A 15874-nucleotide genomic window follows, 5' to 3' on the forward strand; every position below is an offset into this window, starting at 1 on the left:
GCCTCACTGGTCAGGTGGTGGGCTCGGGCCGGGCGATGATCAGCGGGCATTCGGCACCGTGGAGCACGGCCTGGGCGACCGACCCCAGGGTCATCCCGGCGAATCCGCCACGCCCGTGGCTGCCGACCACGATCAGCTGGGCGCCTTCGGCTACGGCGAGAAGGGCTGCGGCGGGCCGGTCCTGCACGACGACGCGGTCGACGGCGACCTCGGGATACTTCTCGGCGTAGCCGGCGAGGCTTTCGGCCAGCACCGCCTCGGCTTCGGTCTGCATCGTGGCCCGGGCCTCGTACCGGAAGAACTCCGACCAGACGTGCACTGCAGTCAGGCGGGCTCCGCGCCGGGCGGCCTCGTCGAAGGCGATCGCGATCGCGTGGGAGCTGCACAGCGAGCCGTCGACGCCGACCACCACCGCGTTGCGGCTGGAGAGTTCGGTCTCCGGGATCACCGCGACCGGGCATTCGGCGTGGCGGGCCAGCGAGGTACTGACCGAGCCGAGCAGGGTGCGCCGCAGCGCGCCCAGGCCCCGGCTGCCCACGACCAGCAGCAGCGCGGATTTGCTGCGGTGGCGCAGCACCGCGACCGGCGTGCCCTCCACCGCGGCAGTCGAGATCGCGACGTCGGTGAGTTCGGCGGCCTGGGCTGCGGCCGAACCGACGACCGACTCGCCATGGCTGCGCAGGCGTTCGGCGTCGTAGATCGGGGCCGTCACCCCGGGCCCGAAATCGACGGGGACATCGATGGCGTAGACGATGTGCAGCGGCACTCGATGACGTGTCGCGTAGTGCGCGGCCCAGCGCAGCGCGATGCGTGACTGTTCGGATTCATCGACGCCTACCACGACCGGCTGGTTCGGATTTCGAGAAGGGGACATGGTGCGTGCCTTTCTGTTTGCTGCCACTGTGCGCCCCGAACCGGACACGACGGCAGGGTCGGAGTGCCCGCTGCCAGGGGTCCTAGGTCGTTGCCGTGCCCGACCCGAATCGGGGACCGTGCGAGGCCAACGGCCCTGTGGTCACGAGCGCGGCAAGCGCAAGGTGGAGGAAACAGATCCCAATCACGAGGTAGGTCTTTGCGATGACCGAGATTCCCAAGGCCGCCGATGCCGACAGCGTCACCGAGCCCGCATCGGCGAGCACTTTGCTGGCTCGATACCTGCACCGGCAGCGCGAGACGATCCTGGACGGGCAGATCGCGGCCGGCGCCCACGATGACCCGGACGCGGTCGCCGACATGGTCGTGGCCGCCCGACGGGCCCGGGGCGCGCTGGCCGCGCACCGGAAGACCGCTCGCACCCAACCCGAGGTACACCGGCTCATCGAGGAGTTGCGATGGTTCGGCATCACTGTTGGTTCCGCACACGAACTCCGGACACAGGCGGCCTGGCTGCTCGCCGCAGCGGATCTGCTGCGACCTCGCTATGTGCGCGGTCCGGTGCGTGCCCGGATCAGCGGATACTTCGCCGACCGGACCCGCCCGGCGTGGATCGCGGGTCGAGAGCTTCTCGCCTCGCCACGATTCCCCGCCATGGTCGAAGATCTGATGGCCGAGGAACGATTGCTGCGCAGCACTGTGGTGCCAGGGATCGACGACGTCGACAACACGGCGGTGCTCGAGGCGCTGCTCGAGCGGGTCAGGTCGCGAATGCGTGCCGTGGAGTCGGCGCGCGGCGAGGATACACGCGATGCGGCGATGCACGGGTTGCGCAAGGCGATCCGCCGAACCCGCTATTACCTGGAAAGCGTCGATGATGTCGCTCCGGCGCGCAACGCGCAAGCATGCCAGGGCCTGGCAGCGGTGCAAGACCTGCTCGGCGGCCACCAAGACGCGGCCGTGGCCAAGCATCATCTGATGCAGATCGCCAGGGAAGCCGAGAACGCCGGGGAGTCGACATTCACCTATGGACTGCTGCTGCAGCGCGAAATCGATCGGGCCGCGCAGTACTCGGCGGCGTTGCCCTCGGCGTACTGGCAGGCACTGCGTGGTGCCCGGGTGATGGCCGATGTGCACCTGGGTTCGGCGGCCGAGTGAGGCTCAGTTCAGTGGCGCCGACCAAACCAAGGTTGTGCCGCCGCGCTCGCCGGCTGTGATGGAGAAGGTGCCGCCCATATCAGAGGCGCGGGCGGCGAGGTTGGCCAGACCGCTGCGGCGCGTGGCCTCGGGCGCGATACCGATTCCGTTGTCGGTGACCTCGATCGAGACCTCGTCGCCGACCACCAGCTCGACAGCGACGGTGTCGGCTTTGGCGTGGCGCACGACGTTGCTCACCGCCTCCCGCAGCACCGCTTCGACGTGGTCGGACAACGGCGGTTCGAGCACGGTGACCGGGCCGGCCAGCCGGACGGTGGTGCGCAGGCCGGTCTCGGCGGTCATCTCGGTGATGATGGCGTGCAGTCGTTTCCGGTAGGTCGGCGAGTCGGTCGACGCCCTGTTCTGTAGATCGAAGATCGAGTAGCGGATGTCTTGGACGATGGCTTGGATGTCGTCGATGGTTTCGTCGAGGCGGCCACGGATCTCGCTGGTCCTGGCCCGCTGCATTGTGCCCTGCAGGGACAGACCGACGGCGAAGAGCCGTTGGATGACGTGATCGTGCAGGCCGCGGGCGATGCGATCGCGGTCGGCGTAGACGTCGAGTTCACGCATCCGTCGTTGGGTATCGGCCAGGTGCAGCGCCACCGCCGCCTGGTCGGCATAGGTGGTCATCAGTGCCTGATCAACCGTGTCGAGGCGCCGTGCACCGGCGGGAAACACCGATGTCAAAACGCCGGTCACTGCGCCGTTCGCGCGCAGTGGCAAGGTGAGTACCGCACCGACGTCGGTGAAGGATTCGAAGATCGGGTTGCTGGCGGGGCATTCCTCGCCCGAGACTGTCCGTCCGGCGCGGAACGCTTCGGCCGAGTGCGGGTCGTCGAGCGGGATGTGCGTGCCGATCAGGTTCTCGGCGTCGGCGCCTGCCGCGGCGACGACGACGAGTTCGGTGATTTCCTCGTGGGGGATGTCGGGGTCCTCGGGCAGTGCGAGGTAGGTGCATGCCGAGCCGGTCAGGCTGTGGCCGCGTTGGGCGACGAGTCCGAGCACATCACCGGAGGGGCTACCGGCGAGCAGTTCGGTCGCCACGTCGCGGATTGCCTCGAGCCACTGCTGGCGCACGCGGGACTGCTCGTAGAGGCGGGCGTTTTCGATCGCGATACCCGCGGCCGCGGCCAGTGCCCGCACCACCACTTCGTCGTCGTCGGTGAATTCCTGGCCGCCGGCCTTCTCGGTCAGATACAGGTTGCCGAAGACTTCCTCGCGCACTTGTACCGGCACCCCGAGGAAGGTCCGCATCGGCGGATGGTTGGCGGGGAATCCCACCGAGGACGGGTGATCGGAAAGGTTGGCCAGCCGAAGGGGTTTGGGTTCGGCGATGAGCAGGCCGAGCACGCCGTGCCCGCGGGGCAGATCCCCGATGAGCACCCGGGTCCGGTCGTCGATGCCCTCGTAGACGAATTCGGCGAGCTCGGTGCTGTCGAGGTCGGTTTCACGCACACCGAGCGCACCGTAGCGGGCGTCGACGAGTTCGATGGCGGCGTGGACGATGGTGCGCAGCGTGTTGTCTAGGTCGAGCCCGGCGGTCACCACGAGCATCGCTTCGATCAACCGGTCCATCCGGTCACGAACATCGACGATCTGGGCGATCCTGTCCTGCACCTCGCTCAGCAGTTCACGCAATCGCAGTTGAGACAGGGTATGGGCTACCGGCGGAAGGCCGCCGACGGCCGACGAGTCGTCCATGCGGCGATTCTCGCATGGACGACTCGGTGGTGCCTGCGGTCATCGGTGCTGCGTCGAGCCGAGGTCGGCGGCCATGACCGCGGCCTGGGTCCGCCGCTCGACGCCGAGCTTGGTCAGCAGTCGCGACACGTAGTTCTTGACCGTCTTCTCCGCCAGGAACATGCGCGCGGCGATCTGCCGGTTGGTCAAGCCCTCGCCCAGCAAGGAGAGCAGGGTGCGTTCCTGTTCGGTCAATGTGGCCAGCGGGCCGGTCTTTTCCTCGGCTTCGGAGCGCAGCTTGGCCATCAGCGCCGCGGCGGCGCGGTTGTCGAGCAACGATTTGCCCTCGCCGACCTCACGCACGGCGTTGATGAGCTCCAGGCTCCGGATGTCTTTGACGACATAGCCGCTGGCACCGGCCAGGATCGCATCGAGCATGGCCTGCTCGTCGGTGAACGAGGTCAAGATCAGGCACCGTAAGTCGGGCACGGTCGAGAGCAGTTCGCGGCACAACTCGATTCCGTTGCCATCGGGCAGGCGGACATCGAGCACCGCGACGTCGGGACGCAGGGCGGGGATGCGTGCCAGGGCTTGCGCGCAGGTCCCTGCCTCGCCGACGACATCGAGATCGGGTTCGAGCGCTATCAGGTCACCCACGCCGCGCCGGACGATCTCGTGGTCGTCGACCAGGAACACCTTGGTCATCGCGGTTCCTTCCGTCCGTGGATGTGTAGTCGACAGTATTGCCAATTGTCCCCGGCCGCCGGGGCTGGGGCGACAAATCGGGCATCACGGCTCGTCATGATCATCGCGGTGTCCTCGGCAGGGTCGGTTCGGTCGTGGCCAGCTGTGCAGCCCATGCGGTGGCGCGCTCGAGCTCGCCGGCGCGCAGCGGACCGGTCATGTCCTCTACATGGAAATCTGCGGGTGCCGCAGCAAGGTGATACCCCAAGTGGCGCAGGCGTTTGCCGATGCCTTTCGCCGCCGACCCCGGCAGCCACGGCGGGTGGGCGATCTTTGTGCCGAAGGCGGCGGCCAGACGCGGTGACGGCACGGGCAGTGCCGCATCGAGCCATTCGCGGATCCCGATCTCGATCTCGACGGGGGAGTCGGTCTGGCCTGCTGCGTCTTGGCGGGTAGCGGCACGGCTGAGCCCGAAGGCGTGGGTGGGGGCACCCACGACGAGCAGGTCGACCTGCGGCGCCGGGCGGCCGGCGGCCTCGGCGACCGGGCACATCGTCACCTCGAAATGTGGTCGCAGGCCGTCGGCGATGGCTTCGGCGACCGCGGCGGTGTTGCCGAACATGGATTCGTAGACGATCTGTGCTCGCATCATCGTTCTCGTTTCAGCGTCGTGAGATTGGTGCGGTGCAGGCCGACCACCAGCGCCAAAGACACTCCGGCCAGGATCGGGCTCTGCCAGGGCTGCCGGTCCTGGGCCTCCGGGTCCAGGACCAGAGCCCCGGTGATCAGTCCGAGCGCCCCTGCGAACGCCCATGTCGCCAGCAACCCGGCGGTCAGGTACAGCACGGATCGACGGGGGTCGAGTCGCTGCCGGTAGGTCGAGATCATGCTCCCAAGCGTGGCGTTTCAGCCCAGGTCGGGGGCAGGGTAGAAGGTCCCGCAGGTCGAGGACCAGCGTCCCGATCCGGTGACATACGGCCATCTTGTACCGGTGGTGCACTGGAACAGTGTTGATGCGCGCACTGCCGGGCTTGCGGCAATTCCAGCGATATCAGTGTGGGTGGCTGCGTTCGGACGCCGGGCCGCGGCCCAGCATGCGCATTGCCCGGCGGCGGTGATCCACGGCATCGCCGCGATAGATCCGGTCTCGGCGGCGATGCCGGTACTGGTCGGCGTCGACGGCAGCGCCAACAGCATGCCCGCGGTGAAACTCGCTTTCGACGAGGCCTCTCGGCGCAAGGTGGAGTTGGTCGCGTTGCCTGCGTTCAGCGATGCCGGCGCGCTGGATCTGCCTGCCTTCGGCTGGGAAGTCGGTCGGGTGTCGGCCGAGGCCGACCTGGCCGAGACCCTGGCCGGGTTTGCCGAGCAGTACCCGGACGTGCCGGTGCGGCGCATCGTCGTCGCCAACCGCCGGGTCCGATCGCTGCTCGACCTGCGATGTCATGGTCCCCAACACAATTGGGGCGTCGTCCACGATATCTGCTTGCCTCGGGCGCATGGACAGCTACGTCGGTTGTGTCGGCGGCCGGCCGAGCCGAGCACCTCGCAGGGCCGCCCGACCCTGCTGTCGCCGACGGCGGTCGCGCACCGGTCGCCGCGGCCTGGTGATCCCGGTTCGTCGACGCCGAGCCGCAGTCGTTGACCCTCCTGCGGGTTGTGGGCGATGCCCGACCATCCCTCGCCTCCATCCGGTGCGTGGTGCTGAAGGGTATGTGTCAGGGTGAGGCTCGCTTCTCGGTGAAGACATCGGTGAGTGGGCGACGCGGGGTGAGCGGTGGTTGGTCCTGCTCGGGAGCGAACCCGATCCGCACGATCACCTGCGGCACGCCGGGGTGACCGATCAGGCTGCTCAGCAGGCGCCGTCCGGAGACCAGTTCGGTGATGTGGGTCAGCGCGCACGTCGACAGCCCGGAGGCGGTGCATTCGAGCAGCAGCGCCGAGAGTGCTTCGCCGGTGTGCAGCCACGTCATCGGGGATTCGTCGGTCGCGGTGAGCACGGCGAGGTGGGCGCGGTCGCGTAGTTCGCCGCGCCGTGCCGACGGGCCCGGTGTCGGGAAGTCGCGGGCGATGCCGACCCGGGCGCGTTCGGAGTCGGAGACCAACGCCGACGGCGGAACGCCTTGGGCAGTATCGAGATGGCCTGTCCACCAGACGATCTCGGCCTGGTACTGCGGATCGTAGGTGCGCAGGGCGCCAGACTGCTCGGAAGCTAGGGCAAGGCGTGCGCGGGCGTCCTCGTCGAGCACGTCGAGGGTGAGGTCGTGGTCCTGCACGAGCGTGTCGAGGACCAGGCGCACTGAAGCCCACCCGAACGGTTCGGCCATCGGGAGTCGGTCGGTGTAGCGACGTTGGATCGCTTCGGCGCGTCGGAACATTCCGACCGGTGGATGGGGCCAGGGCTGGAACTCGAGGGTGGCCAGTAGGTCGGGGCGGGCGGGGTCGGGCAACCGCACGACCTCGGTGTGCCAGCAATGCGATGCGAACGCCGTCTGCACGTGGTGCAGCACGGCCCCGCAGCTGATCACCGCTTGGCGGCCGTGCGGGTCGGCGGCGTCGAGGTGGCGTTCGGTGTCGCGCAACAGGTGCAGCCGGGTGCCGTCGAGCACCCACCGCCACGGCTGGGTGTTGTGGACCGACGGGGCCCGGCACCCGAGCTCGATCACCGCCCGGACCGTGGGAAGGTCCGGGGCTCGGGGGACTGGTTCATCGCTCATATCTGCCAGTGTGATCTTCGCCGAGGGTGTGCCGAGACGGTCTTTGCACACCTTCGGCGGGGACCATATGCCCTGATCGGTGGGTCAGTCGTGGTGCACGACCATGACCGGGCAGTCGGCGTGTTGGACCAGCCAGTTGCTGGTCGACCCGAGCAGCAGACCACGGAATCCGCCGCGGCCGCGGCTGCCGACGACGAGCAGTTGCGCGGTCTTCGACCAGTGGGCCAACCGTTCGCGCGGCCCGTAGACGTCGATTTCCCGGCGCACGACGACGTCAGGGAATTGTTCGGTCCACCCGGCGAGGCGTTCGGCCAGCAGCGCTTCCTCGGCGACGGCGAAGTCGTCGATCGGCATCTCGAGGTAGCTGGTGCCGCCGAATTGTCCCTGCGTCAGATCGCTCCACGCGTGGACGGCGACCAGCTCGGCGGCACGCAGGGAGGCTTCGGCGAACGCTGCGCCGACGGCAGGCTCACCGACGCTGCTGCCGTCGACACCGACGACGACGGGACCGCTGCGGCGATCGGGTTCGGGGCCGCGCACGATGACGACCGCGCCGTGCGCGTGCGAGGTCACCGCGAGCAGCGTCGAACCCAGGTGGGCGAGCGCCCCGGCCGAGGCCGCGGCGCCCAGGACGACCAGATGCGCGTGCGCCGAGGCGTCGATGAGTGTTCGGGCGGGATTGCCGGGTGCGAGTTCGGTGGTCACTGTGAGAGAGGGTGCGACGGCCAGGGCGTCCTCGCGGGCGGTGGCCAGCATGTGCTCGGCGGCGAGGCGGATGTCTTGCATCGTGGCGTAGATGAACGCGTCGTAGGCGCTGCGCGGTGTTCTGTCGGCGATCGGGTCGGTGCAGTGCACGATGTGTAGCGCGCGGTCGCGGTCGGCGGCGAGGCGGGCGGCCCAGCGCACGGCGGTGACCGAGCCGTCGGATCCGTCGGTGCCGACGACGACCGCGGCCGCGGCGGTGCGGTGGGGGCTGTCGCTGGGCAGGCTCTGACTGTGGGAAGGCATGGTCGTTCTCCTTGGCTCCGGTGAACTTGTTCACGCTGGGTGGGCGATCGCGATGTCCTCGGGTGCGGCGCGCGGGCAGGCCCTTGCGCCACCGTGCCAGGTTCTCGCGGCGGCGGCGACGGAGTCGGCGAGCGTGCCGCCGGTGTCTACGGTGTCAGCGTCGGGCCACTCGGTGTCGCTGGCGGCCATCGCGTCGGCGACGTCGACGGTCGCGTCCGATTCGTGGCTGTGGCCGTGGCGTTGCCGGATCCGTTGGTGGGCCACTTCGGTGGGGCACCGGCACTGCAGCGCGACCAGTTCGGCGGCGAGCTCGGTCGCCAGTGCCTCGGCGCGGCGACGGTCGCCGGGATCGGTCCAGCTCGCATCGAGGATCACCGAGACACCGCCGGCGAGCAGTTCGCGTGCGTGGTCGAGGAGTTCGTCGTAGACCCGGGCCCGGTTGGCCGCGGAATATCGTCCGGCTCCGAATCGGCCGATGTCGCCGTCGATCTCCCCGGCTTGGGCCAGTTCCTTGCGCACGTGGTCGCTGGACAGCACCACGGCACCGGTCCTGGCTGCCAGTGCCACGGCGACAGTGGATTTGCCGGTCCCCGGCAGCCCCCCGATCAGGGCCAGGCGTACTGCACCGCGGTCGAGGCGGTCCGCGGCGATTTCGAGGTGTCTGCGCAGGCGTTGACCGGCGGTCCGATCGCCTTGACCAGCGCGGATCATATCCACCTTCGCCCGGACCGTGGCCCGGTAGGCGATGTAGTGATCTCGCAGCGACGCCGGTGCGGGATCATCGGCCGCGCGAAGGTAGTCCGCGACAAGCTGGTCGGCGCGCTCGGGATGGCCCAGGAATTCGAAATCCATGGCGAGGAAGGCGATGTCGTCGAGCCGGTCGACAAAGCGCAGTCGATCGTCGAAGTCCAAACAGTCGAGCACCCGGAAACCGTCGGGAAGGTCGAAGATGTCTTCGGCCAGCAGGTCTCCGTGCCCGTCGAGGATGCACCCGTGGGCGATCCTGGCCTCCAACAGCGGGGCCCGGCCCTCGAGGTAGCGCATCGCGCGGCGATCGATCCGGTCGAGCAGCGCGCGATCGACGAGGTCGGCCGACCCTGCACGCAGCGGGTCCAACAGCGAGCGCCACCGGCCGCGCACAGCGCTGCAGGTGCCTGCCCGGTCGATATCGGGGCCGTGTTGTGCGCCGTTGTGGAACTCGACCAGCAGATCGATCAGCGCCGCCAGATCGGTCACGGGCACGGCTTCTGCGGTGAGCAGCGCCGACAACCGTCGGTGCTCGGGCATGCGGCGCATGATCAGGACCGGTTCGGCAGGTCCGCCCTCGGGGTCGCTCAGGTGCGCGACCCCGAGGTAGACATCAGGTGCCAGTCGCGCGTTGAGCGTGAGCTCGCGGGCACAGGCACGTTCGCGCAGGGCCGGTGTGGTGAAGTCGAGGAAGTCGGTGCGCAGCGACTTCTTCACCTTGTATGCGCGGTCCCCGCACAGCAGCACCACCCCGGTGTGGGTTTCGTGCACCTGCGCCGCGGGTGGGGAACTGGCCGGCCCGGGTGCTGGTGTCATGAGGGCAGTACCAGCGAGGCACCCGCAGTCGCACCGCCGTCGAGGACGAATTCCGAGCCGGTGGAGAAAGTGGCTTCGGTGACGATGAACCCGACCATCGCCGCGACTTCTTCCGGCTCGCCGAAACGCGCAAAAGGCTGGCCGGCGACGACACCGGAATCCATGTCGGCGGTCATCGGGGTGCGGATCGGTCCTGGATGCACCGAACAGACCCGGATTCCGGCCGCGCCGAGCTCGAGCGCAGCCGCTTTGGTCAGCCCGCGCAACCCCCACTTGCTGGCGACGTAGCCGGCGACGCCGGAGTAGCCGATAAGTCCCGCGGTGGAGGACACGTTGACGATGACACCGTCGCCGGCGGCCCGCAGCCGCGGCGCGGCCAGGTGCATGCCCAGCCAGGAGCCCACGAGGTTCACATCCAGGACGTGACGGAACTGCGAGGGCGATTCGGACTCCACACCACCGAAATCGACGATGCCTGCATTGTTGATCAACGCCGCCAGCGGCCCGAAGTTCGCTTCGGCGTCATCGAGTACCCGCCGCCATTCGCTCTCGTCGGTGACGTCGAGGTGACAGAACATCGCCTGGGGTCCCAGGGCGGAGGCGGTGTCGCGTCCTTCGTGTTCGAGCAGGTCCGCGACGACGACGCCCGCACCGGCCTGGACGAGGGTGTGCGCGACAGCCGCGCCGATGCCGCGCGCGCCGCCGGTCACGACGACGCTGCGTCCGTGGAGATCAGTAGTCATGATGACCGAACCTTCCTGTCATGTGTGCGAAATAGGGCGTGGTCAGCCCCGGTGCGCGGGAGTGGCGGGGTCGGTGAGTGCGTGGTCGAGCAGGATCCGGCGTTCGGCGGAGGCGACAGCCCGCCGCGTCGCGGCGACCGCGTCCGGTGTCACCGACACCGACGTGATGCCCATACGCACCAGATGTTCGGCGAAAGCGGGCCGGTTCGACGGTGCCTGGCCACACAGGGAGGAGGTGATGCCAAGGCGCCGGGCGGTGCCAACGATGCGCGAGATCGCGTCGAGCACAGCCGGATCGGATTCGTCGAACAGCTCGGCGCACTGTTCGGAGTCACGATCGACACCCAGCATCAGCTGGGTGAGGTCGTTGCTGCCGATGGAGACCCCGTCGATGCCCAGGCCGACGTATTCGGGCAGCCAGTGCATCACCGAGGGCACTTCTGCCATCACCCACCGGTGCAGGCCACGCTGGTGTCCCAGCTCGCTGGCCTCGATGAGTTCCAGGCATGCCTCCAGCTCCCAGCGGGTACGCACGAACGGGATCATCACGTGCAGATTGGGGCTGTGCCGGCGGGCTGCGGCCAGGGCGGCCAGTTCGGCGGCGAACAGGTCGGGTTCGCGGATGTAGCGGTAGCAGCCTCGGTAGCCGATCATCGGATTGTGTTCGACGGGTTCGTAGCTTTCGCCGCCGCGTAACGCACGGAATTCGTTGCTGCGGAAGTCGGTGGTGCGGTAGATCACCGGCCGTGCGCCGAACGGCTCGGCGATGCGGCGCAGTGATCCGCTGAGCCGGTCGACGAACAACTGCTGTTCGCCCCGGGCGATCAGATCCCGGGGGTGACGACCTTCGAGCGCGCGAGCCAGAAGGGTCTCCGCGCGCAGGAGCCCGACCCCGTCGACGTCGTCGGTGGCTACCCGTGCTGCGGTGTCGGGGGTGGCGAGGTTGACATAGATCTTGGTGGCGGTCGGTTCGGTGGCGGGTGCGGGCCGACGAGTGTCGGTGGTGATGCTCGGTTGTGCGGGGGTGGCCCGAGCGCCGAGGCTCACCTGTCCGGTGGATCCGTCGACGGTCACCATGGTGCCCTCGACCAGGGTGGTGGTGGCGTGGCGGGCGCCGACGATGCAGGGGATCCCGAGTTCGCGAGCCACGATGGCGGCATGGCAGGTCATACCGCCGCTGTCGGTGACCACGGCCGCGGCCCGCGACAGCGTCGGTAGCCAGTCTGGGTTCGTCATCGGTGCGACGAGGACCTCGCCCTGGTCCAGCAGGTGGCCTTGGTCGGGTGAGGCCAGCACTCGCACCGATCCCGAGGCCAGCCCCGGTGCGGCGCCGATACCCCGGATCAATGCCTCGCGACCGGTTGAGTCGGTGTGCTGGATTGTGGTGGCTTCGGTCGGGGTGGTGATCGGACGCGCTTGCACGATCCACAGGTCGTGCTCGTCGAAGGCCCATTCGATGTCTTGGGGGATGCCGTGGTGGTGGGCCTGTACCGCCAGCGCCAACCGTGCGACCGCGTGAACTTGCTCGTCGGTCAGGACCGCGGTGTCGGTGGCGTCGAGTTCGATGCGTTGGTCGCCATCAGGGCCGGACACGATGGCGTACTGCTGTCGCCCGCGACGGGTGTCCAGCAATGTCGGGCCCGCCGTGTCGAGCAGGTAGGTGTCTGGTTCGACAGCCCCGGACACGACGACCTCGCCCAGTCCGCGCGCAGCCTCGACGACGACGCGATCCCGGCGGCGGGTGGTGGGGTCGGCGGTGAACGCGACGCCGGAGCATCGGGCAGCGATCATGGTCTGCACGACGACTGCCATGACCGGGGCCCGGTGCATCCCGCGGCGGGCCCGGTAGGTCAGCACTCGCGGTGTGAACAGCGAAGACCAACAGGCGATGACGGCCCGCAACAGCGCGTCCTGGCCGACGACATTGGTGCGGGTCACGTTCATCCCGGCGAAGGACGCACTCGCGCTGTCTTCCCCGATCGCCGAGGAACGCACCGCGACCGAGACGTCCTCGCCGAGCGCGCGGTAGGCAGCCAGGATGGGCCCGCGAACCAGCTCGTCGAGTTCGGTGGCGGCCACGATCGCGGTCATCTTCTCGCACAACTCGGCGAGCAGCGCAGCGTCGTTGCTCGCCGCCAGGGCCCGAGTGTGGAGTCGAGCCAGCTCCGCTCCTGCCGGGCTGTCGGTCAGTGCGTGTTCGTAGCAGGAAGCCAAAATCACGAAACCAGGGGGTACCGGCATACCCGCGGCGACGAGTTCGCCGAGGTTGGCGCCCTTACCACCGGCGCGGTCGGCGTCGGCGAGGCGCAATCCACTGAACTCGGTGACGAATTCGCCCATCTCGGTTTCCTCGTTCCCGCTCGGATTCGTGTCTGCTTCCAGCCTCCGTCGGCATGCGCACACCCCGATACGGTCGAAGGTCCCGGTGGGGGCGGGCATAAGGCCCCGATGAGTACCCCACCCGGCTCGTGGGCGGTGGGCGTCCGAGCAAAGCTGGTCTCAGCGCCGTCGCCACGCTGTGGGCCGAGGACCCATCTGGCAGTCGCGGGCCCGGCCGTGAGATTCGCGCCCGCGGGGTGGCGCAACCATGATGGCGACGCTGCTCGGATCCGGATGTCCGCATCGGGCCACCAGCGTCTCATCGAAGATGAGGCATCACGATGACGCTGAGCTGCTGCGCCGCAGACGCCTGAGACGGTGGGTCGGGTGGATTGCCTCCTGATGTTGAGGCAGATGGGTGAATTCAGGCTCGGGTCAAGCAGAATGGGTGCCCAGCTGGGTCGATGAGCACTCGCCATCGGTGCTCGGCAGGTTGGTTCGTCGCGCCCAACTCGAGTAGCCGGGGCTCAGCCTGGTCAAGATCGTCGACTCGAAGGCGAATTCCGCGGCGATGACGTGTGCCACCTTTCACGTGCGGGAGATCGTGTGAATCACCGAAAGCGAAACGGCGGTTGCGACTTTCGCCGGTCAAGGCAGGCGTGTTACCGGTCGTTGTGGGAAGATTCCTGCCGGTCGAACGCAACATGGGGCTTCCTGCACAGCCGCGTGGCAATCCTGGCGAACGGCTCACGCAGCTGAGCGGGTTGCCCGGGACAGTCTTGAGCTCGGCGGGCCGGTAGTCAAGGTGGACGCCGACGGGTCGGGAAAAGGGACTGCCGTGGCGACAATCCCGGATCGGCGACGCTTCGGTACGCCATTGCGAACTCTGGAAGGCCGGCATCTGAGGCTGCCCTCGAGCACGGCGCCGGAGCGTAGCCGAGGTGACGACCAACGACACCGGCCATGGGGCCGGTGTGCCCTGGTCGCCGTCTCCGCGGCCTGGTCGAATCGATGTGTCCGCTTCGACGACCAGGAGAAACCATGTCGACCAACCATGATCCGCTGGCCCCGACGGTCCACGCCGGCCACGTGTGGCTGCGTGCGGTGGCCGACACTCTCGACACCGACGACCGCCGGTTCGCGCTGCGTGCACTGCGCGCATGGCTGCACACGGTGCGTGACCGGATCGGGGTCGACAGTTCGGCACACCTGTCAGCGCAACTACCCGAATTGCTGCGCGGGATCTATTACGAGAACTGGGTGCCCAGCCATGTCCCCGTGCGGCACAACCTGCGTGAGTTCTACGCCCAATTCGCCCGCGAGGCCGGGATCGACACCGCCGAGGTTCCCGCCGTTGTGGCGGCGGTGACCTACGCACTCGACGAACAGTTCTCCCCCGGGCTGCTCGCCCGGATCTTCGCCGGGATGCCGATCACGCTGTATCGCCTCCTGTACGGGGTGACATCCGATATCGCGGGCGAGCTTCGCCTGCCCGACGACATCGGCGCGCCCGATCAGCTGGCACCTGACCGTCTCACCCAGCTCGAGCAACACATGACGACGCTGACCGAGGCTGTCGTAGCACTTGCCCATGGGCTCGAGCAGTTGCCTACCGACTCCACCGACTCCACCCGCACCGCCGAGGCCGCGCGTCGCGCGCACGACCTGTTGCTCGCCGGTGGCTTCGGCGCGAACCGCCGACCGGCATGACCGTCCCAGCTGTGCACACTGTCCACGCCAGAACCTGCAAGATACCGGCGGATGCGCCTTTTCAGTGATCGGCTCCAACGAATATCGGCCTCACGACAGGTCGGCGCCCGACATCGATGTCGCGGGTGTCGCCTTATTCTGGGATGACCGATGCGATCGCGATGGCCTGAGCTGTTCGGCAACGTTGTGGCATATGACGCGGGCTGTCGGCAGGTCGCGATCGCTGTCTTCTCCGCTGCGAGTTGGCCCGCCCGACACCGTGACGGCCGGTCGATGACCTGTTGCCCCTGCGACGACGAGGTTTTGCGATGACGATCCAGCAACACCCTGACCTTGCCACCGTGCGTGCAGTTTTCGAGCGCGCGGCGCGGGCGCCGTCACTGCACAACAGTCAGCCGTGGCGCTGGCGCTGGGACGGATCGAGCGCGGCGCTGTATGTGGATGCGCAGCGGCTGCTGCCCGCCACCGACATGTTCAACCGCGAAGCCATCCTCGGCTGTGGGGTGATGCTGCATCATGCCGACATCGCCTGGGCCGCGGCGGGCTGGGAGACCCGGGTGTCGCGCTTCCCCAACCCGACCGTTCGCGCGCACCTCGCCTCGCTGGAGCCTCGACACCCGCACACACCCAGCGAACCCGAACAGCTGCTCGGTCAAGCGGTCGAGGCACGCTACAGCGACCGGATGCCCATGGACCCGCCACCTGAGTGGGCCACGACGCCGCAGGTCCTGGAGTTTCTCGTAGGCAGGTCCCACACGAACGTGACGTTTCTCGACGAGAACGGGGCCGGTGAACTTCGCAGGATCTCGGAATTGACGGCACGTCTGCGCCGCTACGACCCCCAATACGGTTCCGAACTGACCTGGTGGACCGCAGGCCCGGATCAGGGCAACGCCGGAGTCCCCGCCGCGGCTCGGCCCTCGGCTGCCGACCGAGGCCAGGTTCCCCTCGGCCGGGAATTCCCGGTCGGGACAGCTGAACCGGTCGGTGAGGACGTCGACGACGGGGCCAGGATCGTGGTCCTGTCCACCGAGGGCGATTCGGCCGCGGAGTTGCTCGACTGCGGATACGCACTGTCTGCGGTGCTGGTCGAGTGCACTGTGCAGGGCCTGTCGACATGCACCGTCTCCCATGTCGTGGAACTTCCTTCGTCCCGGGCGATGGTCGCCGATCTCGTCGGGCACCCCCACCCGCAAGTGCTGGCGCGGATCGGCGCCGCACGAACGCCACCGCCCCCGCGGACTCCTCGCCGCCCGATCGACAGCATCCTCGATCTCGACACGTCCAGCGACGCTTCTGGAGTACATCGGCAAGACCGGTGACGGCTCGACACCGCCGACCGCCCGCCGCATCGACAACGACTCCACCACGAGGACCCGT

15 protein-coding genes are annotated in these 15874 nt (G+C 68.4%); 4 read left to right on the plus strand and 11 right to left on the minus strand.

Features of this window, described 5'->3' with window-relative positions; all coding sequences use genetic code 11:
* Window positions 1-10: 10 nt before the first annotated feature.
* Window positions 11-874 carry a universal stress protein gene (locus IEY60_RS13685; protein WP_189027943.1) on the minus strand — a complete coding sequence of 288 codons (864 nt, stop codon included), beginning with the start codon at window positions 872-874 and terminating at the stop codon, window positions 11-13.
* A 203-nt stretch (window positions 875-1077) separates the two neighbouring features.
* On the opposite strand from IEY60_RS13685, the gene IEY60_RS13690 reads away from it, so the two are divergent.
* Entirely contained in the window at window positions 1078-2031 is a 954-nt protein-coding gene (locus IEY60_RS13690; RefSeq protein WP_189027945.1) for a CHAD domain-containing protein, read from the plus strand.
* Window positions 2032-2034: 3 nt separating this feature from the next.
* On the opposite strand, the gene IEY60_RS13695 is transcribed toward IEY60_RS13690, so the two are convergent.
* The 4 genes from IEY60_RS13695 to IEY60_RS13710 form a co-directional block, all read right to left on the minus strand.
* A complete protein-coding gene (locus IEY60_RS13695) occupies window positions 2035-3774 on the minus strand; it encodes a sensor histidine kinase (RefSeq protein ID WP_189027947.1) in 1740 nt (579 codons plus the stop codon).
* 39 nt (window positions 3775-3813) lie between these two features.
* Window positions 3814-4458: a response regulator gene (locus tag IEY60_RS13700; RefSeq protein ID WP_189027949.1), complete on the minus strand. Its 645-nt coding sequence runs from the start codon at window positions 4456-4458 to the stop codon at window positions 3814-3816.
* 100 nt (window positions 4459-4558) lie between these two features.
* A complete protein-coding gene (locus IEY60_RS13705) occupies window positions 4559-5086 on the minus strand; it encodes a flavodoxin family protein (protein WP_189029351.1) in 528 nt (175 codons plus the stop codon).
* The gene (locus tag IEY60_RS13710) at window positions 5086-5325 is read right to left on the minus strand and encodes a hypothetical protein (RefSeq protein ID WP_189027951.1); all 240 of its coding nucleotides are present in this window, start codon (window positions 5323-5325) and stop codon (window positions 5086-5088) included. Before IEY60_RS13710 ends, IEY60_RS13705 begins: the two co-directional genes overlap by 1 nt.
* Before the next feature lie 172 nt (window positions 5326-5497).
* Here IEY60_RS13710 and IEY60_RS35735 point away from each other — a divergent pair, with 172 nt between their 5' ends.
* The gene (locus tag IEY60_RS35735; RefSeq protein WP_229739809.1) at window positions 5498-6079 is read left to right on the plus strand and encodes a universal stress protein; all 582 of its coding nucleotides are present in this window, start codon (window positions 5498-5500) and stop codon (window positions 6077-6079) included.
* A gap of 73 nt (window positions 6080-6152) precedes the next feature.
* On the opposite strand, the gene IEY60_RS13720 is transcribed toward IEY60_RS35735, so the two are convergent.
* From IEY60_RS13720 to IEY60_RS36385, 6 genes are all read right to left on the minus strand, one after another.
* Complete coding sequence (locus IEY60_RS13720) at window positions 6153-7151, minus strand: Acg family FMN-binding oxidoreductase (RefSeq protein ID WP_189027953.1); 999 nt, start codon at window positions 7149-7151, stop codon at window positions 6153-6155.
* 84 nt (window positions 7152-7235) lie between these two features.
* A complete protein-coding gene (locus IEY60_RS13725) occupies window positions 7236-8159 on the minus strand; it encodes a universal stress protein (RefSeq protein WP_189027955.1) in 924 nt (307 codons plus the stop codon).
* Between the two features lie 30 nt (window positions 8160-8189).
* On the minus strand, window positions 8190-9722 hold the full coding sequence (locus tag IEY60_RS13730; RefSeq protein WP_189027957.1) for a bifunctional aminoglycoside phosphotransferase/ATP-binding protein: 1533 nt from the start codon (window positions 9720-9722) through the stop codon (window positions 8190-8192).
* Entirely contained in the window at window positions 9719-10465 is a 747-nt protein-coding gene (locus tag IEY60_RS13735) for an SDR family NAD(P)-dependent oxidoreductase (RefSeq protein WP_189027959.1), read from the minus strand. Before IEY60_RS13735 ends, IEY60_RS13730 begins: the two co-directional genes overlap by 4 nt.
* A 42-nt stretch (window positions 10466-10507) precedes the next feature.
* Window positions 10508-12805 (minus strand): phosphoenolpyruvate synthase, encoded by a 2298-nt coding sequence (gene ppsA, locus IEY60_RS13740; protein ID WP_189027961.1) that lies wholly within the window; start codon window positions 12803-12805, stop codon window positions 10508-10510.
* Window positions 12806-13208: 403 nt separating this feature from the next.
* The gene (locus IEY60_RS36385; RefSeq protein WP_308426101.1) at window positions 13209-13685 is read right to left on the minus strand and encodes a VOC family protein; all 477 of its coding nucleotides are present in this window, start codon (window positions 13683-13685) and stop codon (window positions 13209-13211) included.
* 140 nt (window positions 13686-13825) lie between these two features.
* On the opposite strand from IEY60_RS36385, the gene IEY60_RS13750 reads away from it, so the two are divergent.
* Window positions 13826-14494: a DUF2267 domain-containing protein gene (locus IEY60_RS13750; protein WP_229739810.1), complete on the plus strand. Its 669-nt coding sequence runs from the start codon at window positions 13826-13828 to the stop codon at window positions 14492-14494.
* Window positions 14495-14802: 308 nt separating this feature from the next.
* Entirely contained in the window at window positions 14803-15816 is a 1014-nt protein-coding gene (locus IEY60_RS13755; RefSeq protein WP_189027967.1) for an Acg family FMN-binding oxidoreductase, read from the plus strand.
* Window positions 15817-15874: the final 58 nt, after the last annotated feature.

Source organism: Nocardia rhizosphaerihabitans (assembly GCF_014646295.1).
Lineage (GTDB): Bacteria > Actinomycetota > Actinomycetes > Mycobacteriales > Mycobacteriaceae > Nocardia > Nocardia rhizosphaerihabitans.

What these genes read in the sequence shown, in the direction of transcription:
- IEY60_RS13685 (WP_189027943.1), bottom strand. Translation starts at nt 874, where the DNA reads ATGTCCCCTTCTCGAAATCCGAACCAGCCGGTCGTGGTAGGCGTCGAT.
- IEY60_RS13690 (WP_189027945.1), top strand. Translation starts at nt 1,078, where the DNA reads ATGACCGAGATTCCCAAGGCCGCCGATGCCGACAGCGTCACCGAGCCC.
- IEY60_RS13695 (WP_189027947.1), bottom strand. Translation starts at nt 3,774, where the DNA reads ATGGACGACTCGTCGGCCGTCGGCGGCCTTCCGCCGGTAGCCCATACC.
- IEY60_RS13700 (WP_189027949.1), bottom strand. Translation starts at nt 4,458, where the DNA reads ATGACCAAGGTGTTCCTGGTCGACGACCACGAGATCGTCCGGCGCGGC.
- IEY60_RS13705 (WP_189029351.1), bottom strand. Translation starts at nt 5,086, where the DNA reads ATGCGAGCACAGATCGTCTACGAATCCATGTTCGGCAACACCGCCGCG.
- IEY60_RS13710 (WP_189027951.1), bottom strand. Translation starts at nt 5,325, where the DNA reads ATGATCTCGACCTACCGGCAGCGACTCGACCCCCGTCGATCCGTGCTG.
- IEY60_RS13720 (WP_189027953.1), bottom strand. Translation starts at nt 7,151, where the DNA reads ATGAGCGATGAACCAGTCCCCCGAGCCCCGGACCTTCCCACGGTCCGG.
- IEY60_RS13725 (WP_189027955.1), bottom strand. Translation starts at nt 8,159, where the DNA reads ATGCCTTCCCACAGTCAGAGCCTGCCCAGCGACAGCCCCCACCGCACC.
- IEY60_RS13730 (WP_189027957.1), bottom strand. Translation starts at nt 9,722, where the DNA reads ATGACACCAGCACCCGGGCCGGCCAGTTCCCCACCCGCGGCGCAGGTG.
- IEY60_RS13735 (WP_189027959.1), bottom strand. Translation starts at nt 10,465, where the DNA reads ATGACTACTGATCTCCACGGACGCAGCGTCGTCGTGACCGGCGGCGCG.
- ppsA (WP_189027961.1), bottom strand. Translation starts at nt 12,805, where the DNA reads ATGGGCGAATTCGTCACCGAGTTCAGTGGATTGCGCCTCGCCGACGCC.
- IEY60_RS36385 (WP_308426101.1), bottom strand. Translation starts at nt 13,685, where the DNA reads ATGCCGGCCTTCCAGAGTTCGCAATGGCGTACCGAAGCGTCGCCGATC.
- IEY60_RS13750 (WP_229739810.1), top strand. Translation starts at nt 13,826, where the DNA reads ATGTCGACCAACCATGATCCGCTGGCCCCGACGGTCCACGCCGGCCAC.
- IEY60_RS13755 (WP_189027967.1), top strand. Translation starts at nt 14,803, where the DNA reads ATGACGATCCAGCAACACCCTGACCTTGCCACCGTGCGTGCAGTTTTC.